The sequence below is a fragment of the Streptomyces sp. MST-110588 genome (genome assembly GCF_022695595.1).
Classification (GTDB): domain Bacteria; phylum Actinomycetota; class Actinomycetes; order Streptomycetales; family Streptomycetaceae; genus Streptomyces.
On record NZ_CP074380.1, the window covers coordinates 4,681,615 to 4,706,487 of the forward strand.

Annotated in this window: 23 protein-coding genes and 1 pseudogene; 11 read left to right on the top strand and 13 right to left on the bottom strand. The window is 71.5% G+C overall.

Annotation, left to right across the window (positions count from 1 at the left end):
- Nucleotides 1-111: 111 nt before the first annotated feature.
- Nucleotides 112-1,629: an MFS transporter gene (locus KGS77_RS20535; RefSeq protein ID WP_242583974.1), complete on the top strand. Its 1,518-nt coding sequence runs from the start codon at nt 112-114 to the stop codon at nt 1,627-1,629.
- Nucleotides 1,630-1,743: 114 nt separating this feature from the next.
- Here KGS77_RS20535 and KGS77_RS20540 read toward each other — a convergent pair whose 3' ends face one another.
- Nucleotides 1,744-2,241 (bottom strand): MarR family transcriptional regulator, encoded by a 498-nt coding sequence (locus KGS77_RS20540; protein ID WP_242583976.1) that lies wholly within the window; start codon nt 2,239-2,241, stop codon nt 1,744-1,746.
- 136 nt (nt 2,242-2,377) lie between these two features.
- On the bottom strand, nt 2,378-3,424 hold the full coding sequence (locus KGS77_RS20545) for a questin oxidase family protein (protein ID WP_242583979.1): 1,047 nt from the start codon (nt 3,422-3,424) through the stop codon (nt 2,378-2,380).
- Nucleotides 3,425-3,691: 267 nt separating this feature from the next.
- Between KGS77_RS20545 and KGS77_RS20550 the strand changes: the two genes are divergently transcribed.
- Complete coding sequence (locus KGS77_RS20550) at nt 3,692-4,114, top strand: pyridoxamine 5'-phosphate oxidase family protein (RefSeq protein ID WP_242583981.1); 423 nt, start codon at nt 3,692-3,694, stop codon at nt 4,112-4,114.
- Nucleotides 4,115-4,200: 86 nt separating this feature from the next.
- Nucleotides 4,201-4,719 (top strand): pyridoxamine 5'-phosphate oxidase family protein, encoded by a 519-nt coding sequence (locus tag KGS77_RS20555; RefSeq protein WP_242583985.1) that lies wholly within the window; start codon nt 4,201-4,203, stop codon nt 4,717-4,719.
- A gap of 106 nt (nt 4,720-4,825) precedes the next feature.
- Here KGS77_RS20555 and KGS77_RS20560 read toward each other — a convergent pair whose 3' ends face one another.
- Entirely contained in the window at nt 4,826-5,308 is a 483-nt protein-coding gene (locus tag KGS77_RS20560; protein WP_242583988.1) for a hypothetical protein, read from the bottom strand.
- 628 nt (nt 5,309-5,936) lie between these two features.
- Between KGS77_RS20560 and KGS77_RS20565 the strand changes: the two genes are divergently transcribed.
- Nucleotides 5,937-6,938 (top strand): sigma-70 family RNA polymerase sigma factor, encoded by a 1,002-nt coding sequence (locus KGS77_RS20565; RefSeq protein ID WP_242583991.1) that lies wholly within the window; start codon nt 5,937-5,939, stop codon nt 6,936-6,938.
- A gap of 29 nt (nt 6,939-6,967) precedes the next feature.
- Here KGS77_RS20565 and KGS77_RS20570 read toward each other — a convergent pair whose 3' ends face one another.
- Together KGS77_RS20570 and KGS77_RS20575 are read right to left on the bottom strand one after the other, a co-directional pair.
- The gene (locus KGS77_RS20570; RefSeq protein WP_242583993.1) at nt 6,968-7,960 is read right to left on the bottom strand and encodes a VOC family protein; all 993 of its coding nucleotides are present in this window, start codon (nt 7,958-7,960) and stop codon (nt 6,968-6,970) included.
- Nucleotides 7,961-8,151: 191 nt separating this feature from the next.
- Nucleotides 8,152-8,931 (bottom strand): TetR/AcrR family transcriptional regulator, encoded by a 780-nt coding sequence (locus KGS77_RS20575; RefSeq protein ID WP_347404511.1) that lies wholly within the window; start codon nt 8,929-8,931, stop codon nt 8,152-8,154.
- A 162-nt stretch (nt 8,932-9,093) separates the two neighbouring features.
- Between KGS77_RS20575 and KGS77_RS20580 the strand changes: the two genes are divergently transcribed.
- Together KGS77_RS20580 and KGS77_RS20585 are read left to right on the top strand one after the other, a co-directional pair.
- A complete protein-coding gene (locus KGS77_RS20580; RefSeq protein WP_242583995.1) occupies nt 9,094-9,681 on the top strand; it encodes an NAD(P)H-dependent oxidoreductase in 588 nt (195 codons plus the stop codon).
- 58 nt (nt 9,682-9,739) lie between these two features.
- Nucleotides 9,740-11,410, top strand: coding sequence for an MDR family MFS transporter (locus KGS77_RS20585; protein WP_347404512.1), 1,671 nt, complete (start codon nt 9,740-9,742; stop codon nt 11,408-11,410).
- Between the two features lie 741 nt (nt 11,411-12,151).
- Here the strand turns inward: KGS77_RS20585 and KGS77_RS20590 are convergent.
- Nucleotides 12,152-13,420, bottom strand: a complete 1,269-nt coding sequence (locus tag KGS77_RS20590) for an Ig-like domain-containing protein (RefSeq protein WP_242583997.1) — start codon at nt 13,418-13,420, stop codon at nt 12,152-12,154.
- 517 nt (nt 13,421-13,937) lie between these two features.
- On the opposite strand from KGS77_RS20590, the gene KGS77_RS20595 reads away from it, so the two are divergent.
- Entirely contained in the window at nt 13,938-14,210 is a 273-nt protein-coding gene (locus KGS77_RS20595) for a hypothetical protein (protein ID WP_242583999.1), read from the top strand.
- Nucleotides 14,211-14,224: 14 nt separating this feature from the next.
- Here the strand turns inward: KGS77_RS20595 and KGS77_RS20600 are convergent, their stop codons facing one another.
- Nucleotides 14,225-14,836 (bottom strand): Yip1 family protein, encoded by a 612-nt coding sequence (locus tag KGS77_RS20600; RefSeq protein WP_242584001.1) that lies wholly within the window; start codon nt 14,834-14,836, stop codon nt 14,225-14,227.
- Between the two features lie 224 nt (nt 14,837-15,060).
- Here KGS77_RS20600 and KGS77_RS20605 point away from each other — a divergent pair, with 224 nt between their 5' ends.
- Nucleotides 15,061-15,795, top strand: a complete 735-nt coding sequence (locus KGS77_RS20605) for a VIT family protein (protein WP_242587586.1) — start codon at nt 15,061-15,063, stop codon at nt 15,793-15,795.
- Between the two features lie 39 nt (nt 15,796-15,834).
- On the opposite strand, the gene KGS77_RS20610 is transcribed toward KGS77_RS20605, so the two are convergent.
- Together KGS77_RS20610 and KGS77_RS20615 are read right to left on the bottom strand one after the other, a co-directional pair.
- A complete protein-coding gene (locus KGS77_RS20610) occupies nt 15,835-17,001 on the bottom strand; it encodes a P1 family peptidase (protein ID WP_242584003.1) in 1,167 nt (388 codons plus the stop codon).
- A gap of 46 nt (nt 17,002-17,047) precedes the next feature.
- The gene (locus tag KGS77_RS20615) at nt 17,048-17,902 is read right to left on the bottom strand and encodes a L,D-transpeptidase family protein (protein ID WP_242584005.1); all 855 of its coding nucleotides are present in this window, start codon (nt 17,900-17,902) and stop codon (nt 17,048-17,050) included.
- A 285-nt stretch (nt 17,903-18,187) separates the two neighbouring features.
- On the opposite strand from KGS77_RS20615, the gene KGS77_RS20620 reads away from it, so the two are divergent.
- Complete coding sequence (locus tag KGS77_RS20620; RefSeq protein ID WP_242584007.1) at nt 18,188-18,583, top strand: nuclear transport factor 2 family protein; 396 nt, start codon at nt 18,188-18,190, stop codon at nt 18,581-18,583.
- Nucleotides 18,584-18,684: 101 nt separating this feature from the next.
- Nucleotides 18,685-19,935: an amidohydrolase gene (locus KGS77_RS20625; RefSeq protein WP_242584009.1), complete on the top strand. Its 1,251-nt coding sequence runs from the start codon at nt 18,685-18,687 to the stop codon at nt 19,933-19,935.
- A gap of 85 nt (nt 19,936-20,020) precedes the next feature.
- Here KGS77_RS20625 and KGS77_RS20630 read toward each other — a convergent pair whose 3' ends face one another.
- From KGS77_RS20630 to KGS77_RS20640, 3 genes are all read right to left on the bottom strand, one after another.
- Nucleotides 20,021-20,263: a hypothetical protein gene (locus tag KGS77_RS20630; protein WP_242584011.1), complete on the bottom strand. Its 243-nt coding sequence runs from the start codon at nt 20,261-20,263 to the stop codon at nt 20,021-20,023.
- Complete coding sequence (locus tag KGS77_RS20635) at nt 20,260-21,075, bottom strand: MerR family transcriptional regulator (protein WP_242584013.1); 816 nt, start codon at nt 21,073-21,075, stop codon at nt 20,260-20,262. The genes KGS77_RS20630 and KGS77_RS20635 overlap by 4 nt, the downstream gene beginning before the upstream one ends.
- Before the next feature lie 99 nt (nt 21,076-21,174).
- Nucleotides 21,175-21,921 (bottom strand): tyrosine-protein phosphatase, encoded by a 747-nt coding sequence (locus tag KGS77_RS20640; protein WP_242584015.1) that lies wholly within the window; start codon nt 21,919-21,921, stop codon nt 21,175-21,177.
- A gap of 245 nt (nt 21,922-22,166) precedes the next feature.
- On the opposite strand from KGS77_RS20640, the pseudogene KGS77_RS20645 reads away from it, so the two are divergent.
- Nucleotides 22,167-23,485 (top strand): annotated as a pseudogene (locus tag KGS77_RS20645) (MerR family transcriptional regulator).
- Nucleotides 23,486-23,607: 122 nt separating this feature from the next.
- Here the strand turns inward: KGS77_RS20645 and KGS77_RS20650 are convergent.
- A complete protein-coding gene (locus KGS77_RS20650; RefSeq protein ID WP_242584016.1) occupies nt 23,608-24,861 on the bottom strand; it encodes an FAD/NAD(P)-binding oxidoreductase in 1,254 nt (417 codons plus the stop codon).
- Between the last annotated feature and the right edge of the window lie 12 nt (nt 24,862-24,873).

The following is a 24,873-nucleotide window of genomic DNA, read 5'->3' on the forward strand; positions in this document are numbered from 1 at the left end:
ACCCGTCTCACCCAGCCCATAGCCCTCAGCTCACGCCGTAGCCCTCAGCTCAGCTCTATCCCTTGCTCGCCCCTCGGCTTTCGCCCTTCGCACCAGTAGGTGGACCCACCCATGCCTGAAACGTCCTCGTACGTCGATCCCCGGCGCTGGAAAGCGCTCATATTCATCGCCCTCGCCCAGTTGATGGTCGTGCTGGACGCGACGATCGTGAACATCGCGCTGCCCTCCGCCCAGACCGACCTGGGCATCTCCGACGCCAACCGGCAGTGGGTCATCACCGCCTACGCCCTGGCCTTCGGCGGTCTGCTGCTCTTCGGCGGCCGGGTCGCCGACCTGTGGGGCCGCAAGCGCACCTTCGTCATCGGCCTGATCGGCTTCGCCGTCGCCTCCGCGCTCGGCGGCGCCGCCGCCAACGAGGGCATGCTCCTGGGCGCCCGCGCCCTCCAGGGCGTCTTCGGCGCGCTGCTGGCGCCCTCCGCCCTCTCCCTGCTCGCGGTGACGTTCACCGAGGCCCGCGAGCGCGCCAAGGCGTTCGGCATCTTCGGTGCCATCGCCGGTGGCGGTGGCGCGGTCGGCCTGATCCTCGGCGGCGTGCTGACCGAGTACATGAACTGGCGCTGGACCTTCTTCGTCAACATCCCCTTCGCCGTGATCGCGGCGACCGGCGCGCTCATGGTCATCCGTGAGCCCGCGGAGAGCCGCAACCCCTCCCGGCTGGACGTCCCCGGCGTCCTCCTGGCCACCCTCGGCCTGGTCGCGCTGGTGTACGGCTTCACCCGCGCCGAGTCCGACGGCTGGGGCGCCGGCATGACGGTCGGCCTGTTCGTCGCGGCGGCGGTGCTGCTGGGTGCGTTCGTGCTGGTGGAGGCCAAGGTGAAGTCCCCGCTGCTGCCGCTGCGGGTGGTCACCGAGCGCAACCGTGGCGGCGTCTACATGTCGCTGGGCCTGGCCGTGATCGGCATGTTCGGTCTCTTCCTCTTCCTGACCTACTACATGCAGATCGTCAAGGGTTACACCCCGGTCGTCACCGGCCTGGCCTTCCTGCCGATGATCGTCGGCATGATCACCGGCTCGACGCAGATCGGCGCCCGGCTGATGACCCGCGTGCGGCCCCGGCTCCTGATGGCCCCGGGCTTCCTGCTCGCCGCCGTCGGCATGCTGATGCTGACCCGGATCGGCCTGGACACCTCCTACCCGGCGCTGATCCTGCCCGCCTTCCTCCTGCTGGGGCTCGGCATGGGTACGGCGTTCATGCCGGCCATGTCCCTGGCCACGCACGGTGTCCAGCCGCGCGACGCCGGTGTCGCCTCCGCGATGGTCAACACCTCGCAGCAGGTGGGCGGCGCGATCGGCACGGCCCTGCTGAACACCATCGCGGCCAGCGCCACCACCGCGTACGCCACCTCGCACGCGGCCGGCGCCCGCTCCCCGGAGCTGCTCAAGCTCCAGTCGATGGTGCACGGCTACACCAGCGCCATCTGGTGGGCGGCCGGCATCCTGGTGGTGTCCGCGGCCCTGGCGTTCACCTTCATCAGCACCGGCCACCAGGGCGGCCCCAAGCAGGTCGCCGGCTCCGGTGACGGCGAGGGCGCGGCCGAGGACGTCCCCGTCCCGGTGATGGCGCACTGACGCACCCGAGCGGCCCGCTGTGTCCGTACGCCGCACGACCGTACGACCCGTACGCCGTACGACCGTACGGACACAGCGGGCCGCCCCCATGGGCGCCGAGCCCGCCCCGGTCCCTCAGCGGAGCCAGGGCAGGTCGGCGCCCGCGGGCTGCAGGCCGTCCGCCACCACCCGGCAGATCTGCGCCAGTTGGGTGACCTGTTCGGGGGTGAGCCGGTCGAAGATCGCCGCGCGCACGGCGGCGACATGGCCCGGCGCGGCCTTCTCCAGGACGCGCATCCCCTCGTCGGTCAGCACGGCGTTCTGGCCGCGCTTGTCGGAGGGGCAGTCCTCGCGGCGGACCCAGCCGTTCTTCTCCAGGCGGGCGACGGCGTGCGAGAGTCGGGACCGGGTGATCTTGGCGTTCTGGGCCAGTTCGGTCATCCGCATCCGGCGTCTGGGGGCCCTGGAGAGCTGGACGAGCAGACCGTAGTAGATGTGCGGCATGCCGGCGTCGCGCTGGAGCTGCCGGTCGAGATGGTCCTCCAGCAGGGTGCTGGCGTGCAGGTACGACTGCCAGGCGTACTGCTCGTCCTCACCGAGCCAGCGCGGCTCGCCCGCGGAATCGTTGGTCATAGCATCCACTGTCTCACCGGTCGCCCATTCCTTGATCCTCGGGCCGAATGCCCCTGGTCCCCGACTCCCGTGTTCCCGACTCCCGTGCCCCCGGCCCCCGAGTCCCTCAACAACTCACCGTGGAACGTCGGAAGACTCACTCCCGCGGAATCAACTCCATCGCACGCAGCGCGGCGGCCGATGCCCGCTCGTCGCCGTCCTGGCTCCACGACATCACGTCCAGCGTCGCGTCGGTCATCTTGATCACATGCTCGTCCCCGTGCGCGGTGGCCCGCTCGAAGACCTCCTCAGGGGTGAGCGGACCGGTCCGCAGCGGCGGGAGCGGCTCGTCAGGTGTGTAGACGGCGGCGAGCGCCGCGCTCGCCGCCCAGGCCGCGTCCAGCGAGGGCCCCCACAGCTCGCGGGGGAGCACCGGCAGCGTGCGGAGGATGGCGTTCGGAGCGGTCACCGCGTGGACGAGCAGGATGTTGTCGCCGTGGCCGTAGTCGAGGTAGTGATGGGCGGCGGCCCGTACGACCGCGGCGAGCTGCTCACGGGCGGCCTCCGGGTCCTGCGGGCGGCGCAGCGTCTGGGCGGCCTGGCGCCATCCCCGCGTCCCCGGGAGCTGCGCCAGCCCCGCCACCACCCCGACCTGCTGGTCGGCGACGTGCGGCAGCGCGGCCAGGGCCTCGGCGGGGGAGGCCGTGCCGGCGGGCCGTACGGACACCGGGAGGGTGGTGTGCCGGGCCGCCCAGTAACCGAGGCCGTGCGCCAGCTCCGCCACCCGCGGCGCCGTCTCACCGTCCCGGGTGAGGGTGCGTACGGCATGGCCCACCCGGATGACGGGATGCGTGGCGGCACCGGAGATCCCCGGCAGCAGCCGCGGCCACCACTGCACCAGAACCTCACGCCACGGCCGTTCGGCGATCCGCCGCGCGAAGTACGCCGTCCAGTCGGTGACCCGGCGCGGATCGCCCAGGGCCGCGCGCCAGTTCTCCTCCGTGATCCGCTCCCGGGGCGCGGGCACGTCCTCCAGCCTGGTTTCGTACCGGTCCAGCCAGTTGTGCACGGAACGGGACCGGCCGTTGCGCACCAGCGCCTCGACGGCCATCGGACCGTGATTGCTCAGATACCCGTGGAACTCCGGACCGCAGGTGTGAAGACGTTCCAGAGCTTCGTCGAGGATTCCGCTCGTCGTGTCCATATGCCGAGGCTAAGTCGTGGGACGCCTGCGGGTAACGGGCTGCGGCCCTACGCCACGGGTCGTAAGGACACAGGTCGCAGGTGGTACGACCGGGACCGCGGAGGCGACGCCCGCCGCCGGTGCCCCGGACTGCCCGGGAGCCCGAGGCACCGTCCCCCTCCCGAGACCGATCCCGGACATGCATGCGAAACCCGGGCGGAGCGGGCGGCGCTGTGCGAGCGTATGGAGTCACCGAACGTTCCTGTGCCGAACGCTGAGGAGAGTCCTATGGCGATGACCGCAGAAGAACGCAGCGAGTTCCTGGCAGGGCCGCATGTGGCCGTGCTGTCCGTGGCGTCGGGGAGCGAGCGGGGGCCGCTCACCACGCCCGTCTGGTACCTCTACCGCCCCGGCGGCGATGTCCTGCTCTACACCGGCCGTACGTCCCGCAAGGGCCGGCTGATCGAGCGGGCCGGCCGGTTCACGCTGACCGTCCAGAGCACCTCGCCGAACTACCGCTACGCCGCCGTCGAGGGACCGGCCGAGTTCTTCGACATCACCCCTGAACTGGTCAAGGAGGTCACCGCCCGCTACGTGCCGCCCGAGGCGGTGGACGGCTACGCCGAGCAGATGCTCGCCAGCCGCAAGGACCTGGTCGCCGTCCGCCTCACCCCGGAGCGGTGGAACGCCGCGGACATGGGCCCCGCCTGACCGGAAGCACCAGAAGTACCGGAGGCACCGGAAGCGCCGCGGGATACCCGACACAGGATGTCGGGTATCCCGTCCACCCTGAACCCATGACGAGCGACCCCACACCCGAGGCCCTGACCTGGACGGCCTTCGCAGCCGCCGAACCTGCCCTGGCCCGCCACGTGCAGAACCGATTCGGCGCACACCGCCACCACATCCTCGGCACCCTCCGCAGGGACGGCTCGGTCCGGCTCTGCGGCCTGGAGGCGGACTTCCGCTTCGGCGAGCTGTGGCTGGGCATGATGAACGGCTCCCGCAAGGCACAGGACCTGCGGCGCGACCCGCGGTTCGCACTTCACGCCAACCCCGGCCCGGACACGGACATGGCGGGCGGCGACGTACGCGTGGCCGGCCGCGCGGTGGAGGTCCACGACCCGGACCTCCTCACCCGCTACGCGGAACAGACCTCCCCGCCGCAGCCCTTCCACCTCTTCCGGGCGGAGCTGACAGAAGTCGTACGCACGTACATCGATGACCCGCATATCGTCGTGGAGACGTGGCGCCCCGGCCGCCCCTCACGCACCATACGGCGTACGAGCGAGAACCCCCCTCCTCCGGAGAGCTGACCGGCCCGCCGCGGCGCCCTGTGGACGCGTCCTGGGCCCAGGTCACGGTCCTCGGCCCAGGTCACGCGCGAAGGTCCGCCCCCCTGCCGCCCTCCGGATGCCGCCGCTACCGCCGCTCCTCGGACCGGCCGGCCGACAGATGGGCGTCACGGGAGACCCGGTGCCCGCCGTGCAGACCGTGCGGCTCGCGGGTCCGGTGTGTACGGAAGAGGTACAGCGAGGCGACGAACATCGCGGCTCCCAGAATCAGCCCCACGGCCACGGCCCGCAGCACCGGCGGGCCGGTGAGGCTGTACAGGACGCCCATGGCGGTGCCGAAGAGCGCTCCGTACGCCAGCGCCCGGGTTTCGGTGATCATCGAGGACTGGTGGCGCACCAGCAGCAGCCCCAGCGCGCCGGAGACCACCGCCGCCAGCAGGCCGAGCAGGACGGCGCGGATCCCGCTCGCGCCGTTGGACTGGAGGATGAAGAGCGTGTAGATGCCGTACGCCAGGGCCGCGGCGACCGGCAGGGCCACAGCGGTGGACATGTGGTGATGGGCTCGGGCCGGGACGGCGGTAGCGCCGCGCCGGTGGACGGGTACGTGCATGACGGGCTCCTTCCTGTTGCCCCTCGTGTCCAGGCGACACCCGGCCGCCCCCGCCGTCAACTGGATCAGCCCGCAGCCGAAAAGATCTTTGACGTACTCGTGCCGGGCGGCGGCGTACTCGTACCGGGAGACGTCCTGCCGGCCCCCGAACCCACGGCCCACCCCACCGAACGCACCGACGTACCGGAACCCGGAACCCGGAACCCGGAACCCGGAACGGACGGTCCGGCCCCCGGCCGCCCTCTTGGGCAACTTGGGCAACCACAAGGCGATGAGGGCCGTCTTTCAGAGGGAAAGAGCAGCCACGACGCCGCTGCGGCGGGTGAAGGGCTGTGCGCCGAATGTGACGGGCGTCTCATGTGCGCAGTGGTCGCACGTGGTTGCCGAGGCCGATGAGACCTTGGAGGCCCGTTGTGACGCCCGGTCTGACCTGCGCTTCATCGCGCTCCGCCAACGCGCGGCCTCTCCCTGTGAGGGGGCAGGGTACTGCATGATCAGAAAAAAGGCGTGCGGCGTGGGAATTCTGTCCGGATTCCAGCCGTTGTTTCCTACGGATGGGGTACTCGGGTCGTACTGATACCTCACCGCCACCATCCCGCGACCGACTCATCGCAAAGGGAGCATACGCATGGCAACCCGTGCCGTCGCCCGACGTCAGGCCACCACCAGCGGTGCCGACGGGGCCAGCAGTGTTCGCGCCGCAGGCGGGGAGATCGCCGATCGCGACCTGGTCGGCATGTACCTCGACGAGATCGCGCGTACGCCCCTGCTCGACGCCGCCAAAGAAGTCGAGCTGTCCCAGACCATCGAAGCCGGCGTCTACGCCCGCCAGATCCTGGACGGCGAGATAACCGACGGCAACGCCGCCGGCGCCAGCCGCGAGGAACTGGAAGCGCTGGCCGCCGAAGGTGACCGCGCCAAGGACGTCTTCATCCGCTCCAACCTCCGCCTGGTGGTCGCGGTCGCCCGCCGCTACCCGCGCAGCGGCCTTCCCCTCCTGGACCTGATCCAGGAAGGCAACGCGGGCCTGGTGCGCGCCGTCGAGAAGTTCGACTACGCCAAGGGCTTCAAGTTCTCCACGTACGCCACGTGGTGGATCCGCCAGGCCATCACCCGCTCCATCGCCGACCAGTCCCGTACGATCCGGCTCCCCGTCCACCTCGTCGAGGAACTGGGCCGCATCCGCCGCGTCCAGCGCGAGTTCAACCGCGAGAACGGCCGCGACCCGGAGCCCGCCGAGATCGCCAAGGAGCTGAACTCCACGCCGGAGCGCGTCACGGACGTACTGGACTGGGCCCGCGACCCGGTCAGTCTGAACATGTCCGTGGACGACGAGGGCGACACCCAGTTCGGCGACCTCCTGGAGGACACCTCCGCCGCCTCCCCCGAACAGTCCGTCCTCACCCTCCTGCGCAGCGAGGAACTGGAAGACCTCATCGACCGCCTCGACCACCGCACCGCCTCGATCATCAAGGCCCGCTACGGCATCGAGGACGGCCGCGAGCGCACCCTGACCGAGGTCGGCAAACAGCACGGCCTCACCCGCGAACGAATCCGCCAGATCGAGAAGCACGCCCTCCTCGAACTGAAGCGGATGGCGCACGACACGGGCTTCGACGCGGTCGCCTAGTACTCCGGGCCCAGCCGTAGATGTGACCTTCAGGACTGAAGGGCGGCCTGGCGGAAGACGACAGCGGTGCCGAGTGCGGCATCGGCCGGTACGAAGATGTCGCCGGAGGGTGTCTCGCGCGTCGGTAGACCGTTGCGGTGCAGCAGGTCACGGGTGAGAGAGAGGTCGCGGACGGCGACGGTGTAGCCGGCGAGCGCCGGGAGCGTGGCGGGCTGCTCACCCGGCAGGAGGGCTGCGAGGCCGGAGGCGGGTACGAGTGTGAGGGCGGCACCGTCGAGGTCGAGGACCTGGGCCGGTCCCTGCGGCCGTGCCGAGTGCCCGAGGTAGCGGGTGTACCGGTCCCGGACCGTGGTCAGTTCCTCGTCGGCGACGCACAGTACGGCCTCGACGAGGTCGACGGCGCCGTTGGGGTGGTCGAGGTGCCGGGCCCCTTGGATGTCCGGGTCCAGGTCGGCAACCACGCCGACCCGGCCCTCGGCCACCGAGCCCCGCCTCCCACCGGGCTCATCGCCGTCGATCTCCAGGTAGCGGACGGTCTCCACCGGGGTTCCCGCGCCCGGCGGCGCGGCGCGGCGCACCGTGTTCACCCCGCCGTGGCGCACACCGGTGGCGGTCAGTCGTGCGGCGGCGGCGTCGATGTCGGGGGACGAGAACATGAGGATGTGCAGCCCCTCGAAGCGCTGCAGGAAGGCCGCCACGTTGGCGCTGGTCTCGTTGATCCGTTCCACCAGATGGGGCAGAAGGCCGGGTGGCGCCTGTAGGGGTACCAGGTGTGCGTCGGCGGGCAGGCCGTCGGTGTCACTGTCCTTGACGCAGGTCACGAGTTCGAGGAAAGAGCGCGGGAAGTCGGCGTGCGTGTTCGCAGCGCCGAAGGGCCTGGGCGCGGTGCCTTCGTGGAGGGGCATCGCGGGACAACTGGGCGGTGGCACGACGAAGCCCAGCCGCTCGTAGAGGGTGATCGCCTGTGCCATGTCGCTGACAACGTGGCCTATGTGGTGCAGACGTGCGAAGTCCTGTCCCATGGCCGTCACAGTAAGGGATACCTAACTCGCTCCCAAATGTATTCACACCCCGGGGTGTTGGGCGGCCCCTGGGGTGTCGGGCGGCCCCCGGGGTGTTGGGTGGCTGCCGGGGGGCACATCCGGGGCACGCGGGTTCGGCACCGTACCGACGGCCGCGACGGCCGCGACGGCCCGTCAGGCGGCTGAGGCCGCTAAAGGCGGAAACGCGCCGCCACGCCGTCCAACACGCAGTCCAGGCCCGTCTCGAAGCGCCACTGCGGATCGTCCTTGTGGACGCCTTCCCGGATGTAGCGGTGGTACGTCGGGTAACGCCCGGTGGACATCAGGTAGCTCATCTGCGGTGCCAACGCCTGCCGCAACTCGTTGTTGTCGGACCAGCCTTCCTGCTTCATCAGCAGCCGCTGCGCGCACTCCGCCGACGCCGCCCCGTGCACATAGGCGCCCACGGTGCCCAGCACCGCCATCATCGTGTCGATGTCCAGCCCCAAGCGGTCCAGCGGGGCCAGCATCCGCTCGGCCGCGGCCATCCGGTTGGGGGTCAGCGCGCGCAGCGACTGCGGTGAGGAAATCTGGACCAGCCACGGATGGGCCAGCATGACGGCGCGCGTCTGGAGCGCGTTGGCGCGCATCACCTCGCGCCAATCGGTGACCGCCTCCGGGATGTCCAGCTCCGCGTACACCGTGTCGATCATCAGCTCCAGGATGTCGTCCTTGCCGGAGACATAGCGGTACGCCGCCATCGGCGCGACACCCAGTTCCGAGGCCAGACGCCGCATGGTGACCGCGTCGATGCCCTCGACGTCGGCGATCGCCACCGCCGCCTCGGCGATCCGCTGCGGGGTCAGGGCCGTACGGGGTGCCGGCCCGGGCCGCTCCAGCCGTTCCCACAGGCTGGCCTGCGGCTCCGGTTTCGGCTCCGGCTTCGGCTCCGCCGCCGCGTCCGCTTCGTCGTTGCGCCTGGCCATCGCCATGGGAAGGGCTCCTTCGTCTGCGTGTGCGCGTACAACGTATCAACCGCATACGGCGTACACATCGCCGTAGACAACGTACACACGGCTGTGTACGTTGTACTCACTTCGATACGACGTACACGGCCGACCGTCTCGGGCTCGGCCGTGGTGAGGAGAGCGGTCATGAGCGAGAACCTGCGGGTGGCGGTCATCATCGGCAGCACCCGGGACGGCCGGTTCGGTCCGACCGTGGCGAACTGGCTGGCCGGCCACATCACCCAGCGCGGCGACATGGACGTCGACCTGGTCGACCTCGTGGCGACACCGCTGCCCAGGGTCTTCCCGGCATTCGACCGTCCGCCCGCCCCCGGTACGGGCGAGCTGCTCGCCGAGGTGTCACCACGGCTGGCGGCGGCCGACGCGTTCGTGATCGTCACGCCGGAGTACAACCACAGCTTCCCGGCGCCGCTGAAGGACGCCATCGACTGGCACAACAAGGAGTGGCACGCCAAGCCGGTCGGCTTCGTTTCCTACGGCGGCGTCTCGGGCGGGCTGCGGGCGGTGGAGCACCTGCGCACGGTGCTGGCGGAGCTGCACGCCGTCACCGTCCGCGACACGGTCAGCTTCCACCAGTACGGCGAGAAGTTCGACCAGAACGGCAACTCGAAGGACCCGGCGAGCGACGCGGCGGCCAAGGGCATGCTCGACCAGCTCGCCTGGTGGGCGCGGGCACTGCGGGACGCCAAGGCCATCCGCCCGTACGTGGCCTGAGAACAGCCGGTCATCGATGCGAACGAACGGCATGAACAGGTCAGGCAGAGGAACGGGCATGCGCCACAAGCAGACGACGACAGCCGAGCCGGCCGGCACGGAGCCGGCCGGCACGGAGCCGGCCGGCACGGAGCCGGCCGGCACGGAGCCGGCCGGCACGGAGCCAGTCGGCACGGAACCGTCCAGCACGGAATCGTCCGGCGCCGCCCCAGGAGTGAGCGCCTCCGAGCCGACCGCACCCCAACCGCCCCAACCACTGCGGTCGCTGTACTTCGGCGTGTTCGGCCTGATGCTGGGCATGCTCCTGGCCATGCTCGACGGCCTGATCGTCGGCACCGCGCTGCCCACGATCGTCGGTGATCTGGGCGGCCTGGACCACTTGTCGTGGGTGGTCACGGCGTACCTGCTGACCACGGCCGCGACCACCCCCATCTGGGGAAAGCTCGGCGACCTCTACGGCCGCAAGGGCATGTTCACGGCCGCGATCGTGATCTTCCTGGCCGGTTCGATGCTCTCCGGGGTGTCCCAGGACATGGGGCAACTGATCACCTTCCGGGCTCTCCAGGGGCTGGGCGCCGGCGGGCTGATGGTCGGTGCGCTGTCGATCATCGGTGTCCTGGTGCCGCCGCGGGAGAGCGGCCGGCTCCAGGCGATGATCGGCGCGATGATGCCCGTGGCGTTCGTCGGCGGGCCGCTGATCGGCGGGTTTCTGACCGACGCTCTGAGCTGGCGCTGGGCGTTCTACGTCAATGTGCCGGTCGGCCTGGTCGCCCTGCTCGTCGTCGGCATGGGCATCCGGCTGCGCAGCGAGCGCAGGAAGGCGCGCGTGGACTACGCGGGCGCCGCGCTGCTGTCCGTCGGCATCCTGGCGCTGACCCTGCTCGCGAGCTGGGGCGGGGTGCGGTACGGGTGGGTGTCACCGCAGATCCTGGGGCTGGCCGTGGTGGGCGCGGGGGCGCTGGCCTGGTTCGTACGGGTCGAGCGACGGGCCGCCGAGCCGGTCCTGCCGCCGCGGCTCTTCCGCGACCGCAACTTCACCCTCGCGCAGCTCCTCAGCTTCCTGGTCGGCGCGGTCATGGTCGCCGCGGCCAACTACCTGCCGCAGTACATGCAGTTCGTGCAAGGGGCTTCACCGACGGCCGGCGGGATGCTGATGCTGCCGTTGATGTTCGGGATGCTCGCCGTACAACTGGTGACGGGCCGGCTCATCAGCCGTACCGGCCGGTACCGGATCTACCCGATCGTCGGCGGTGCGGTCACTGCGGCCGGCATGCTCGTCCTGACGCTGCTGGGCACGGACACCGGTACGGCGGTGGCCTCCGCGCTCACCCTGGTCGCCGGCCTGGGCATCGGCTTCGTCATGCAGAGCACCACCCTGATCACGATGAACAGCGCCGACCGCAAGGACATGGGTGCGGCCAGCGGCTCGGTCACCTTGATGCGTACCGTCGGCGGCTCGCTGGGGGTCGCCCTCCTGGGCGCCGTCTACAGCGGACGGGTCGAAAGCTCCCTGGTCGGCGACCTGGGCGAGGAGGCCGGGCGCCGGCTGGCCGCGGGCGGTGAACGGCTCTCGCCTCAGGTACTGGAGGCGGCACCCGCCGTGGTGCGGGACGCCTATCAGGCGGCGGTCACCGGCGGTCTGCATGGCGTCGCCGTCGGGGGCGCGGTGCTTTCGGCGCTCGCGCTGGGCGCGGCTTGGTTCCTTCGCGAGGTGCCGTTGCGCGACTAGTTTCCGCCCGTGGCGGCGTGGCGGTTTTCGCCTGTGGCGGTGGTGGCGCTTGTGGGTGGCGGTTCGTTGGTGGGTGGTTGTTGTGTGTGGCGCGATGCCTGCGGCGCTGTGTTGTTTGTTTCCCTGCGGGTTGTTTGGTCTTGGGCCCGGTGCGGTCGGTGGGTGGGGTGGGGCGCGGTCGCACCGGGGCCACTCCTCGGGCCGTGTGCGTGGCTGGTACGCCGTGAAAGGAAGCGTGCGTCTTGCACACGGCCCTGCGGGGAGTCCCCGATACGCCCACGCCCGGCCGTCCCCGAGCCGCCGGTCACTTCTTTCCAACCGGTCCCAAGACCCGGCCGGTACGGCCGCCCCGCCGGGTACGACCTCCCCATACGGCAAGCCTGTGGCGTACGACCTCCCCGTACGCCCGCCCGGTGCTTTTTGCCACCAGGAGGCGCTCCCGGGTACCGACCCGCACGGCGGGTCACCTACTAATCCTCCCCAAGGGGTGGGCGCGCTACGGACGGGAGGGGGCGGGCCGGAGGGGGCGTGTATCAAAGCGTAAAGCGAAGCAGCTTTGATACACGCCCCCGCAGGTCCGACCCCGCACCCACCACCCAGCAAGCGCAAAGCGCCCACCCCACCAAACCCTCCCGCCGAAGGCGAAACCCGCACCCCGCACGGGGGGAAGGGGGAAGACCGCCGCCGGGGTAACCCCACGGCGCACGGTCACCCCGAATCGGCGCGCCGTCACGGACGGAACTACGCTACCCACTCGCTCCACGGCATGTTCCAGCCGTTCAGGCCGTTCTCCGGCTTGACGGTGCGGTCGGGGGAGTTCTTGACGATCACGACGTCGCCGATCAGGGAGTTCTCGAAGAACCACTTGCCCTGGGTGTCGCCGCCACCGCCCCGGTTGTCCTGGAGGCCGACGCAGCCGTGGCTGGTGCCGGCGCGGCCGAAGACGGACGGGCTGCCCCAGTAGTTGCCGTGGATGAACGTGCCGGAGGTGGACAGCCGCATGGCGTGCGGGACGTCCTTGATGTCGTACTCGCCGCCGAAGCCGACCGTCGAGCCGTTCATGCGGGTCTGGACGAACTTCTCCGAGATCACCATCTGGCCGTTGTAGGTCGGGTTCTTCGGGCTGCCGCCCGAGATCGGCACGGTACGGATGGTCTTGCCGTCGCGCTTGACCGTCATGGTCTGGGTGCTCATGTCGACCGTGGAGACCTGGGAGCGGCCGATGGTGAAGTTCACCGTCTTGGACTGCACGCCGGTGATGCCGTCGCCGCCCTTGACCCCGTCCAGCGCGATCTTCATCGTGATCTTCGAGCCGGCCTTCCAGTACTCCTGGGGACGGAAGTCCAGGCGCTGGGTGCCGAACCAGTGGCCGACGACCTTCTGGCCGCTGCTGGAGGTCACCGTGATGTGGGACTGGACGTCCTTCTTGTTGGTGATCGGCTTGTTGAAGTTGAAGGAGACCGGCATGCCGACGCCGACGGTCTTGCCGTCGTCCGGGGTGTAGGCGCCGATGAAGCTGTTGGCCGGGGAGACGGTGGTGAAGGTGGCGTTCTCGGTGGCCGGCCGGTTCTTGTCGTCCTTGGCGTTGGCGACCAGCTTGTACTTGGTGCCGCGCTCAAGCTGGACCGAGGGCTTCCAGGAGGAGCCGTCGCCGGCTATCGCGCCCTTGACCTCGGCGCCGTTGTCCACCTGGGTCAGCTTCACGTCGGTCAGCTTGCCGCCGGTGACCTTGACGCCGGTGTCGTTGATGCTGGCGTCGGTGGCGCCGTCCTTCGTGGAGAGGGAGATCTTCGCGGTGGAGGCGTCCTTGGCCGCGGCGGCGTCCGCGCCGGCCTGGCCCTTCGCGTTGCCCTTGTCCTGACCGCCCGCCGAGGCGTCGCCGCCGCAGGCCGACAGGGCCAGTGCGCCGGCGGCCAGCAGTGAGGCCGCCGCAAGACCACGGCGCAGCCGGCGCTTGGTGCGGTACTGAGCGGGCGCGGTGTTGTCCGGCGTTGTCACGAGCTGCTCCATACAAGGGTGTTGTGGGTCAGTGCTGGTAAACAGCACCTACGGGCGGGTTTGGTTGCAGCACCGACCCTCGTGTGGCGAACGTCACACAAGAGGGGTCCGGGGCTGCTCTGCCGGGCCGGGCGGCCGGGCACGCGGGGTGCGCTGGAGTCGTCCGGGCGGGGCCGGGCGGCTGTGGCCGAGGGGGCGGGCAGCCGCGCCGGGTGGGGCGCCACGGGGTACGCGGTCCACGTCGACCCGTACCGCCGGCTCTGTCCGGCCGAGCCGAGCCGCGCCGCCAACTGTACGTCCTGCGCGGTGGCGTGGACCGGTCGCCTGGGTATGAAGCGGGGGAGCTGGGTAGGAGATCCGTCACTTCGGGACGTAAGCCCTATAGGTCCCCTGTCGAAACTCCTGGCGACTGGTGTCTACTTGGCCACGTCCTGCCCTGTCGTGACATGCTCCGTCGCATGGTGTTACGCACCGTCATGCCCTGTCGCGGTCGGTTCTCACGCCGCCGCGCCCTGAACTGGAGGCCCGTATGCTCCCCTCCGCATCGACGCTTCAGCAGATCGGTCTGGTCATCCTGCTCGTGGCGACCGTCGCCTGGTTCGTGAGCCTGGTCAGGGCGCTGCGCCGGGACGCCTTCCAGCTCGCGGTGTGGCACGGGTCGCGGGCGCTGCTGCGCTCGGTGCCGCGGCAGACGACCGGTCCGGCGGGTCCGGCCGGTCCGCCGCCGGAGCGGGTGGAGCTGAGCGCGGCCGAGCGGGAGGCGTTCGCCACGCTCGTACGGCAGCTCACGGGGCGGCGCTGAGGTACGGGCTTTATTTATCGCACCGGTCCGAGTTTCAGCAGGGCCAGCGCGGCCAGCATCTGGATCGTCACGGCGGCTGCCGCCTTGCCCGTCGGCAGATGGTGCTGGCCCCGTACGAGCAGCACGGCAAGGACGTAGCCGAAGCCCCAGGTCGTCCAGGCCAGGGCCTGCACGAAGGTGGAGGAGGCGGGGAGCCAGGCCGCCACCGCCAGCCGCGGCAGGTCCGTGGTCCAGAACAGCACGATGAACAGGCTGGCGGTCGGCGAGAACCTGCCGTTGCCGCCGATGATCCGGGCGATGGCGTGGGTCACCACGCCCAGGACGATGCTGGCTATCAGGACGCCCCCCACCGCGACGCCCGCGAGTTGCACGGCCGCTTGCTGGTCGGTCGTCCACTGCTCGCGGAAGGGCCGTACGGACAGCACCCCGAGCGCCCCGCTGACCAGGCAGAGCAGCGCCGCCGCGCCCCATGCGCCGCGGTCCCGCGCCTCGTCCAGCACCTCCACGGGCCGGTACCACAGGCCGAGGATCAGGCGGTGCCACCACAGCCGACGCCGTCTGGGTGTCCCGTCGGGCCTCCCGGGCTGCGGCTGGATGAGGGTGGGGGGCGGCGGCGGTACGGACATGCAGCCGTTCTACCACCGGTGTTCGTACGTCCGTACCGGTGGCCGTACGGGTTCGTACGCATCCGTGCCGTTCCGTACCGGTTCGTCCGCGGTGCGCGTGCCGAGCGGCCGGTGGCGGGCGCGGATGAGACTCTCGCCGGGTGAGCGACGACCTTCCCTCGCAGGACGACCTCCGCGGGCCGGGTGACGCCCGCGGGCCGGATGAGGTCCGTGCGCCGGACGGTGTGCGGCCGGGAGGCGGGTCCCTCGCGGCCGTCCCCGCGCACGGCGAGGCGCACGACCCCGGACTCGGTGCCCGGCTCAACCGGCTGCGGGCCGCCGTCCTCGGCGCGAACGACGGCGTGGTCTCCACCGCGGGCCTGGTCGTCGGCGTGGCCGGGGCGACCGACGCGCGCGGCACGCTGGTGACGGCCGGTCTCGCCGGGCTGCTGGCCGGTTCGATGTCGATGGCGGCGGGCGAGTACGTGTCGGTGAGCACCCAGCGGGACTCGGAGAAGGCCGCCCTGGCGCAGGAGAAACGCGAGCTGGCCACCGAGCCGCAGGCCGAACTCGTCGAACTGACCGAACTGCTGCGGGGCAAGGGGCTGAGCCGGGAGCTGGCGCACGAGGTGGCCGGGCAGCTCACCGAGCACGACGCGCTGCGCGCCCACGCGGAGGTGGAGCTGGGCATCGACCCGGACGACCTGACCAGCCCCTGGCAGGCGGCGGCTGCGAGCTTCCTGGCTTTCACGGCCGGGGCGCTGCTGCCGCTGCTCGCCGTCGTCCTGCCGCCGCCCTCGCTGCGCCTGCCGGTCACCGTCGGCTCGGTCCTGGCCGCGCTGGTGCTGTGCGGCTGGGCCGCCGCCCGCTCCGGGGGCGCGCCCGTACGCCCGGCGGTGCTGCGCAACGTGAGCGGCGGGGCGCTGGCCATGGCCGTCACGTACGCGGCCGGGTCCCTGCTGGGCGCGGCCGGAGTGTGAGCGTACGGCCGGAGCTCCGGTGACCGCTGCGGCAGGGCGTCAGCGCCCGTACAGCTCGCGGTAGGAGGGGAAGACGCCACCCGGTGTGCGGACGGTCTCGGCGGCGCGTACGGCGCGTACGACGGCGCGGGTCAGCGCGTCGGCGCCCGCCGCCAGTACGTCGTTGAGGGCGCCCGCCTCCGCGTGGGCGCCGAATGCCGGGTCGCTCACCGCTTCCTGGGACGCCAGCGGGCGGGTACCGGTGGCGAGGGTGAAGACCGTGTCGCCGTCGGTGAGGAGATGGACCGGGCGCACGGCGCGGGCCAGCCCGTCGTGCGCGGTGCCCGCCAGCTTCTGGGCCTGGGCACGGGACAGCGTGGCGTCGGTGGCGACGACGGCGAGGGTGGTGTTCAGGGGCGTACGGACCGAGGCCGCCGAGCGCTGCTCCGATTCGGCCCGCGCCTGGGCGAGCCGCTGCCGCGCCCGGTCCAGGACCGCCGCGTCCACGGGGCCGCGGTCGCGGTCCGGGCGGCCGTCCCCGTCCGTCTGGTCCGCGTATGCCCCGTCCCCGTACTCCCCGTACAGCAGTCCCGTACGCGGATCGACCACCGAACCTGCCGCGTTGACGGCCGCCAGCGCGGCGACCGTGATGCCCGACGGCAGCAGCAGGCTCGCCGTACCGATGCCGCCTTTGAGGCCGCCGGCCACCGCCCCGGTCCCGGCGCCGACGTTGCCCTGCGGGACGGGGGAGCCCACGGCGGTACGCGCCGCGGCCTCCACCGCCGCGCGGCCCAGGGCGGCGTCCGGCCGGGCCCGCCAGGCGCCACCGCGCCCCAGGTCGAACAGGGCCGCCGCCGGGACCACCGGCACGACCTGTGCCGGGTCCGGGCCGACACGGAAGCCGCGCCCCTGCTCCTCCAGCCACGCCACGACGCCCGAGGCGGCGTCCAGGCCGAAGGCGCTGCCGCCGGTCAGCACGACCGCCTCCACGCGCTGGACCAGGTTGCGCGGATCCAGGGCGTCGGTCTCGCGGGTGCCAGGGCCGCCGCCGCGTACGTCGACGGCGGCGAGCGCGCCGCCCTCGGGGGCCAGGACGACGGTGGTACCGGTCAGATGCCCGTCACCGACGCGCTGGGCGTGGCCGACCCGCAGACCCGCCACATCGGTCAGGGCGTCGAGGGGGCCGGAGGGCAGGGGACGGTCGGGCGAGGAGGGCGCATCAGCCATGGAGTACGCCTACCACCCCTGCCTGCGATCGCGCACCCGCGTCCACTCAGTGTCCGGCCGGGCCCATGACGATCACCGGGTGCTGTGCCGGGTCCAGCGTCCGCAGCAGCTCCCGCATCACCTCGGGCCGCAGGCTCACACAGCCCTGCGTGGGACCGCCGTGGTCGACGTGCAGCCAGACGCCGCCGCCCTTCTTCGCGCCCAGCGGCCGGGTGCCGTCCAGGGGCGAAGTGCCCGGCACCCGGTTGTAATTGATGGCGATGACGTAGTCGAAGGCGCCTTCCAGCGGCTCGCCCTCGACGCCGGTGCCGTGTGCCACGAAGTGGTCGTTGCGGTCGTACGGGAGCTTGGTGCCCTTGGGCGGGGCCAGCTTGCCGCCCGCGTCGGTGAGGGTGAACACGCCTTGGGGCGAGCGCAGATCACCGTACCGGTGGTCCTTGGTCCAGCCTCGCGAGGCGTTGTGCGCGGGCCAGGCCGCGCCGGGCCGCCAGTCGTCGGAGCCCTCGGCGCGGGTGTAGAGGACGACTTCGGCGTCGTGGGCGTCGGGGCCCTTGCCGGTGACGACCAGAACCTGCCGGGACGCGGCCGGAATCCGCTGACGGGTGGCGTCGCTGAGGCCGGGTATCCGCCGGTGGCCCGTAGGGGCGTTACGGTCACCGGAGGCGCGGACGTCCAGGCCGTGCCCGCCTTTCCCGCCGGGGCTGCCGGGCGCCGCGGCGCGCGGCCGGTCGTCCTGGCCTGCGGAGAGCTTGTCGTGGTCGTCGCCGGAGGCCGGCCAGGCCCACAGGGCGGTGCCCACCAGCGTCGTCACGGCCAGGCCGCTCACGGCCTTGCCGCGCCAGGTCAGTCGGGTACGCGTGGATGCGGTACGGGTGCCGGGGCGGCTGTGGCGGGCAGCCATGTTCGTGGCGTCTCCCTCGTCCGTCGGTGAAGGGCGGCTGCCGCCGGGGCGTCACGGGCGGGGCGGGCGGCAGAGTATGAGGTCGCTGAGCATAAAACGGGCAATATGCACCCTACAGGGTTCGGGTTCCCGTTCGACAAGCGGCTTCATAATGTACGGCGGACGAGTGCCGACGGTCAGTCAAAAGCGGCGCACGGCGAGACGATCGGCGAGGTGACCGTACGTCAGCCGGCGGCCCGCTTGCGGGGCGAGCGGGTTCGGCAAGGCGACTGGTATTACTGGTGCATGCAGGAAGAGACCGCGCGATCCGCGATCGACACATTCCTCTCCGCGTTCAACGCCTCGGACGACAGCTATGTGACCGCGCTGCTCTCCCAGGCCCTGACCTCGGACGTGGTCTTCTGGGGACCGCTGGGCCGCAGCGAGGGGATCGAGGCCGTCGAGCGGTTCGTGCTGGAGATCCGGCGCCACCCGGCGGGGACCGGCACGATGGTGCGCTGCTCGGCGGTGGACATGCCCGGCGAGTGGGCCCGGTACCAGTGGGTCTTCACCACGCCCGGTGGCGGCCCCCGCCTGGCGGGAACGGACGTCGTCCACCTGCGGCGGAGCCTCATCGACCAGATCATCGTCTTCGCGGGCGAGATCGAGCCGACCGTAACCCGAGCGGGTACTCGCCGATAGGGCAAGCGCGTACGTGCCGGCAGGGAAAGGGCGTACGTGCCGGCAAGAAGGGTGCGGGCCGAGCCCTGCGCGCACCAGAGGTACATGGTGGAATGCGGCGTATGAGCGATAGCGCGCGTGACACCGTACTGGCCCCGCTCGACGCCCGCACGGCGGACCTCGAAGCCCTCTACGAAGACCTGCACCGCCACCCCGAACTGGGCTTCCAAGAGACCCGTACGGCCGCAGAGGCGGCCCGCCGTCTCACCTCGTACGGCTACGAAGTCCACACCGGGATCGGGGGCACCGGCGTGGTCGGTGTGCTGCGCAACGGTGCCGGGCCGGTGGTTCTGCTGCGCGCCGACATGGACGCCCTGCCGGTGACCGAGCGCACCGGCCTGCCGTACGCCTCGGCCGTCCCCGGCACCATGCACGCCTGCGGCCACGACGTGCACGTCACCTGCCTCGTGGGCGCCGCGGACCTGCTCGCGGCCGGGCGCGCGCACTGGTCCGGAACGCTGGTGGTGCTCTTCCAGCCCGCCGAGGAGGTCGGTGACGGCGCCCGCCGCATGGTCGAGGACGGTCTCTTCTCGCGCGGCGACATCCCCGTTCCGGACGTCGTCCTGGCCCAGCACGTCGCCCCGCTGGGCGCCGGACTGATCGCGTACTGCCCCGGCGCCTGCATGGCGGCGTCCGACAGCCTGAAAATCGTCTTCCACGGTTCCGGCGGGCACGGTTCGCGGCCCGAGACGGTGATCGACCCGATCCTGATGGCGTCCGCCTTCGTCCAGCGCGTCCAGTCCGTCGTCGCGCGCGAGGTCGCCCCCAAGGACCAGGTGGTGATCACCGTCGGCTCCTTCCACGCCGGTGACGCCGCCAACGTCGTGCCCGACCACGCCACGGTCCAGCTCAGCGTCCGTACGTTCGACGAGGCCATCCGTACTCAGGTGCTCGCCGCCATCGACCGCATCGCCAAGGCCGAGGCCACCGCGTCCAACGCACCCCGCGCCCCGGAGACCGAGGTGCTGAACACCTTCCCCGTCACCCTCAACGACCTGTCCACGCTGCGCGAGGTCAACGAGTCCTTCACCGACCTCTTCGGCGAACACCGGGTGTTCGCCTACGACCCGGCGGCCGGCAGCGAGGACGCCGGACTGCTGGCCGCGGCGGCCGACGCGCCGCTGTACTACTGGTGGCTCGGCGGCTGGGACCCCACCGACTTCCACACCGCCGTACAGGCCGGACGACTCACCCAGGACATCCCCTCCAACCACTCGCCGCGCTTCGCCCCCGTCAAGCAGCCGACGCTGACAATGGGCGTCCAGGCCCTGACGGCGGCGGCCCTCAACCGGCTGGCCGAGGCTGAGGGCTGAGGGCCGGGGCGACCCGATCGGGCCGTGCTGCATGAGTCTCGGAGGAGATGGAGGGGCTGCCCATCCATCACCTGATCACCGCTTGTCATGTTGTCGCGTTCGCTTTGCGGGACAGGCGGGTGTAGGTGATCAACGCCTGGACGCACAGGGCCAGGAGGACGGAGAGAGGCACGCTCCATGGGAGCGTGCCTGCCGTGGCGAGGAGTGCGCACAGGGGGACGGTCAGGAGGGTGGGGAGGGTGGAAAGGGCGGCGATACGGGTTCGGGTGCGGCGCGGGGTGGTGTGAGGGGAGGCGGGAGTGTCGGGGTGGTCGGGTGTGCTGGTCATGACGGGGTCTTCTCGGTCTTCTCGGTCTTGTCGGGGGTGCGTGCGCGGTGCAGGTAGTCGGCGAGCGATTGCCACTCGGTCCGATCGTCGGTTGTGTGGTCGGTCGGCGGCGTAGGCGAGCCCGCCATCGCGGCCGGGTGGTCGCGCCAGGCCGCTCGTACACCGTTGGAGATCTCCGTGTCACCGCCGGTGAACAGCGCGGCCAGCTCGTCCATGCGGGACACCAGCCGGCGCACCCGCGCGTCGGTGGGAGGCACCTTCTCCGTACGGAGCCGGTCCGCCCGGCGGTACAGCTCGGGCCATTCGACTTCGAGCAGGTAGTGGGCCGCTGATCCCAGCGCGGCGGACCGGGTCGCCAGCACCTGGATCTGGTCCGCGTCCAGGTGCCGGCGCAGGGCCCGCTCGCTCTCCGGGCCGGTGCCGCCGATCGCCTTCAGCGCCGTCAGCAGGTCCTCGGTCGCGGGGGCCCGGCCCTGGGACAGGGACTCGTCGAGCCGCCGGAGCCGTCCACGCAGGGTCTCCAAGGCGGTCAGTGACTCCTCGACGGCGGCGAGGTGGTCCCGTACCAGGCGTGCGGGATCGATGCCGGAGTCCAGGCATGCGCCGATGGTTTCCAGACCCAGCCCCAGGCCGCGCAGGGCGAGGATCTGGTAGAGGCGGGCCGCGTCGTCCTCGGTGTACTCACGGTGGCCGCCGGGGGTGCGGCGGGACGGGCTGAGCAGGCCGATGGTGTCCCAGTGGTGCAGTGTCCTGACGGTCAGGCCGCTCGCCTCGGCGAGTCGGCCGACCTTCCAGGTGAGGGGGGAGGTCATGTCTTTACGATGCAACCTCACGCCACGTCGGGTTCAAGTCGGGGAGTGGGGGAATGTCGGTGAGTGAGGGAATGAGGGAATGAGGAGTACGCAGGCAGCTCAGGGGCGGGTGGGGGTCAGGAGGGTGTGGCGCAGGGTCGTGACGAGGGTGTCGTCGGCGTGCAGCAGGTTCGCCGCGTAGTGGTGTACGGATCCGTGGGCGTCGGCCAGGGCCGCGAGGAACAGCCGCATGATGTCGGCGGGCGCGCGCCCGTATCCGGGCCAGGACGGTTCCTGGCCGGGGTGGTCGGCCCGCCAGTCCGCGAGGAGGCCCTCGGTGGCGCGCTCGGTGAGGGCGAAGTCATCGATGATGTGCTGTTCGGGGACTCCTAGAAGCGCCAGGACGAGCGCGGCCAGCAGGCCGGTGCGGTCCTTGCCGGACGCGCAGTGGAAGGCCACCGGCCCGTCATGGGCGGCGATCGTCTCCAGCGCCTGACGCAGTTCCTTGACGCCGTCGTGGGCGACTTCCATGTACCGCTCGGCGAGGTACGGGCCCACCTCGACGTCCGGGCCGAGGGCCGACTGGTCGTACGGGCGGTGCTCGATGCTGAAATTGTGGTACGTGAACGAATCGTGCTCGGGGATCCGGCCCTTGGCGTCGATCTCCCATGGGTAGCGGAGGTCGATGACCGCCGTGACGCCCAGCTCCAAGAAGCGGGACCAGTCCTCGCCGTCCGTGCTCCGCAGCTTGCTCAGCGAGTCGGAGCGGAACAGGCGGCCCCAGCGCACCGTACGGCCGTCCTCGGTCGGATAACCGCCCAGATCGCGGAAGTTGTGCAGCCGGGCGAAGGATATGTGTCTGTTCACGGTGCGGAATCTTATGCGCGCCTGTGGCCTTGGGGTTGGTGTCGGCCGAAGCGCACCATCGCGCGGAAACCAGGGCGTTGACCTTTCCCTTGGGGCAGGGGCCAGCATCGGTGGCGCCGGGCGGAGGAGTCCGGCGCGAGGAGGATGGCCGGGTGGATCGGGAGACGGAGCCAGGGGCGGGGCGCAGGGCGGGGCGAGACCCGGAGCGGGGCGCGGGAGCGGCTCCGTACGGGGAGTCGGGCGGGCTGCTGACGATCGGCGCCTTCTCCCGCGCCTCGCGGCTGACGCCGAAGGCCCTGCGCCTTTACGACGAGCTGCGGCTGCTGCCGCCCGCCCGTGTCGACCCGGTGACCGGCTACCGGCTCTACACCCCCGCCCAACTGGAGCGGGCCCGGCTGGTGGCCTGGCTGCGCCGGCTCGGGATGCCGTTGGCGCGTATCCGTGAGGTGTGCGCGTACGGGCCCAGGGGTGCCGCCGAGGAGATCGCCGCCTACTGGGCGCAGGTCGAAGCCGACACCGCGGCCCGCCGTGACCTGGCCGCCTTCCTCGTCGACCAGTTGAACAGGAAGGACACCATCACGATGCCCACACCACCCGTACCGTTCCCGGTGCCGTCGTCCGGCCAGCAGGCAGATGGGTCGCAGGGCGCCGGGCCGCAGGATCCGCGGCGGACTGTGGCGCGGATCCCGCTGCGCATCCGGTACGCCGCCCGGTCGGACATCGGTCTGCTGCGGGAGAGCAACCAGGACACGGCGTACGCGGGGGAGCGGCTGCTCGCCGTGGCCGACGGGTACGGCGCTGCCGGTGACTCGGCGGGCGCCGCGGCTGTTGAGGCGCTGCGGGCCTTGGAGGACGCGGCGGGAACCGGTGATCCGGGCGGGCCGCGGAACGCGGATCTCCGAGCCGCGGACCGCCAGGCCGCCGATTTCCAAGCTGCCAGTCTCCAAGCCGCTGATCTTCAAGCCGCTGACCTGCTGAACGCGCTTCAGGACGCGGTCGAGCAGGCGCACCGCTCCGTACGGGAGTTGGCGGTGCCCGGGGCCGGGGCCGGGGCGGGAGTCGGCACCGGGGCCGGGGCCAGGGGTGAGTCCGAGGTCGGGGCCGGGCCTGGGGTCGCCGCTTCGGGGACCACCCTCACCGCCATGTTCTGGACCGGCTCACAACTCGCCCTCGTCCACGTCGGTGACTCGCGCGCCTACCTGCTCCGCGGCGGCCGGCTCTTCCGGATCACCCACGACCACACCCACGTCCAGTCGCTGGTCGACGAGGGCCGGCTCACCCCCGACGAGGCCCTGACCCACCCCAACGTGCCCTGTTGCTGCGCGCGTTGGGATCCGACGATCCAAGCGCCGACCTGCGGCTGCACCGGGCCGCCGCCGGCGACCGCTATCTGCTGTGCTCCGACGGCCTGTCCGCCGTGGCGCCGGCCGACGGCATCCGGCGCGCCCTGATCGGTGCGGACGGCCCCGAGCAGGCCGTACGTGACCTGATCGCCCTGGCTCACGCGTCCGGCGCACCGGACAACGTGAGCTGTGTGGTCGCGGATGTGGAGGCGGCTGCGTAGCGGGCGGCGGCGGGAGGACGGGGGCCAGGCCGGTTCCGGGCCGGTCCGGGGCCGGTCCCGGGTCGGCCTTGGTTCCGGCCCGGACCGGTGTCGCCCCGTCCCCGGCTGCGGCCGGTCCCGGCTCAGGCGATTCCCTTGAGCATCCCCTTGAAGTAGAGCTGCGGCAGCCCGTACCGCTTGAGGAACCACATGTCCGTACGTTCCTTCGTCGTGTCGATGAAGGGGAAGGACGGCGTGGGCCGCAGGTCGTAGTCGAACTCGGCGAGCAGCATCTTGTGCCGGGCGGTGACCAGCGGGCAGGAGGTGTAGCCGTCGTAGCGGGCCGAGGCGGGCCGGTCGCGCAGGCTGTCCCGGAGATTGCGTACGACCACGGGTGCCTGCTTGCGGACGGCGGCGCCCGTCTTGGACGTGGGCAGGTTGGCCACGTCGCCGAGGGAGAAGATCTCGGGGAAGTCGGGGTGCCGGAGTATGGCCGGGTCGGCCTTGACGTACCCGAAGGGCGAGGCGGGGTCGGCGAGCGGGCCGTCGGCGATCCACTGGGGGGCGCGCTGCGGCGGTACGGCGTGCAGCAGGTCGTAGTCGACGGTCTCCTTGACGCCGGTGGCGTGATCGGTGATCACTGCCTGCCGCGCGGTCCCGTCCACCTGCGTCATCTCGGACTGGAGGCGCACCTCGATGCCGTACCGGCGGGCCGTCTCCTCCAGCACCCGGGCGAAGACGGGCACCTTGAACATGGTGGGCTCGGGGAGCACCAGGATCGTACGGATGCTGCCCAGCACCCCGCGCTTGCGCCAGTGGTCGGCGGCCAGGTAGGCGATCTTCTGCGGGGCGCCGCCGCACTTGACCGGGCCCGCGGGCATGGTGAACAGCGCCGTGCCGCGCTTCATCCCCCGTATCAAGTCCCAGGTCAGCGGCGCCAGATCGGGGCGGTAGTTGCTGCTGACGCCGCCGTGGCCGACGGCCTGGGCCAGGCCCGGCACCCCGTCCCAGTCCAGTTGCAGGCCGGGCGCCACGACCAGGCGGCTGTAGGAGACCGTACGGCCGGACGCGGTGGCGACCGTACGGGAGGCGGGGTCCACGGAGACGGCGGACTCGCGCAGCCAGCGCACTCCGGGCGGCATGACCTCCGCCTGCGTACGGAGCGAGGCGCGCAGCGGTGCCTGGCCGCCGCCGACCAGGGTCCACAGCGGCTGGTACCAGTGGGTCTCGGAGGGTTCGAGTACGGCGACGTCACGGGCGCCGGCGCGGCGCAGCCGGGCGGCGACGGTGATGCCCGCGGTGCCACCGCCGATGATGACGACCTGGTGGTGGGACTGGGCCGGGGAGTGGGAGCGGGACGGGGAGTTGGACGGGGACGGGGACGAGGCCGGGGCCATGCGGGGGTCCTC

Excerpts from the sequence above, each read along its gene's own strand:
- KGS77_RS20535 (WP_242583974.1), top strand. The coding sequence starts at position 112 with ATGCCTGAAACGTCCTCGTACGTCGATCCCCGGCGCTGGAAAGCGCTC.
- KGS77_RS20540 (WP_242583976.1), bottom strand. The coding sequence starts at position 2,241 with ATGACCAACGATTCCGCGGGCGAGCCGCGCTGGCTCGGTGAGGACGAG.
- KGS77_RS20545 (WP_242583979.1), bottom strand. The coding sequence starts at position 3,424 with ATGGACACGACGAGCGGAATCCTCGACGAAGCTCTGGAACGTCTTCAC.
- KGS77_RS20550 (WP_242583981.1), top strand. The coding sequence starts at position 3,692 with ATGGCGATGACCGCAGAAGAACGCAGCGAGTTCCTGGCAGGGCCGCAT.
- KGS77_RS20555 (WP_242583985.1), top strand. The coding sequence starts at position 4,201 with ATGACGAGCGACCCCACACCCGAGGCCCTGACCTGGACGGCCTTCGCA.
- KGS77_RS20560 (WP_242583988.1), bottom strand. The coding sequence starts at position 5,308 with ATGCACGTACCCGTCCACCGGCGCGGCGCTACCGCCGTCCCGGCCCGA.
- KGS77_RS20565 (WP_242583991.1), top strand. The coding sequence starts at position 5,937 with ATGGCAACCCGTGCCGTCGCCCGACGTCAGGCCACCACCAGCGGTGCC.
- KGS77_RS20570 (WP_242583993.1), bottom strand. The coding sequence starts at position 7,960 with ATGGGACAGGACTTCGCACGTCTGCACCACATAGGCCACGTTGTCAGC.
- KGS77_RS20575 (WP_347404511.1), bottom strand. The coding sequence starts at position 8,931 with ATGGCGATGGCCAGGCGCAACGACGAAGCGGACGCGGCGGCGGAGCCG.
- KGS77_RS20580 (WP_242583995.1), top strand. The coding sequence starts at position 9,094 with ATGAGCGAGAACCTGCGGGTGGCGGTCATCATCGGCAGCACCCGGGAC.
- KGS77_RS20585 (WP_347404512.1), top strand. The coding sequence starts at position 9,740 with ATGCGCCACAAGCAGACGACGACAGCCGAGCCGGCCGGCACGGAGCCG.
- KGS77_RS20590 (WP_242583997.1), bottom strand. The coding sequence starts at position 13,420 with ATGGAGCAGCTCGTGACAACGCCGGACAACACCGCGCCCGCTCAGTAC.
- KGS77_RS20595 (WP_242583999.1), top strand. The coding sequence starts at position 13,938 with ATGCTCCCCTCCGCATCGACGCTTCAGCAGATCGGTCTGGTCATCCTG.
- KGS77_RS20600 (WP_242584001.1), bottom strand. The coding sequence starts at position 14,836 with ATGTCCGTACCGCCGCCGCCCCCCACCCTCATCCAGCCGCAGCCCGGG.
- KGS77_RS20610 (WP_242584003.1), bottom strand. The coding sequence starts at position 17,001 with ATGGCTGATGCGCCCTCCTCGCCCGACCGTCCCCTGCCCTCCGGCCCC.
- KGS77_RS20615 (WP_242584005.1), bottom strand. The coding sequence starts at position 17,902 with ATGGCTGCCCGCCACAGCCGCCCCGGCACCCGTACCGCATCCACGCGT.
- KGS77_RS20620 (WP_242584007.1), top strand. The coding sequence starts at position 18,188 with ATGCAGGAAGAGACCGCGCGATCCGCGATCGACACATTCCTCTCCGCG.
- KGS77_RS20625 (WP_242584009.1), top strand. The coding sequence starts at position 18,685 with ATGAGCGATAGCGCGCGTGACACCGTACTGGCCCCGCTCGACGCCCGC.
- KGS77_RS20630 (WP_242584011.1), bottom strand. The coding sequence starts at position 20,263 with ATGACCAGCACACCCGACCACCCCGACACTCCCGCCTCCCCTCACACC.
- KGS77_RS20635 (WP_242584013.1), bottom strand. The coding sequence starts at position 21,075 with ATGACCTCCCCCCTCACCTGGAAGGTCGGCCGACTCGCCGAGGCGAGC.
- KGS77_RS20650 (WP_242584016.1), bottom strand. The coding sequence starts at position 24,861 with ATGGCCCCGGCCTCGTCCCCGTCCCCGTCCAACTCCCCGTCCCGCTCC.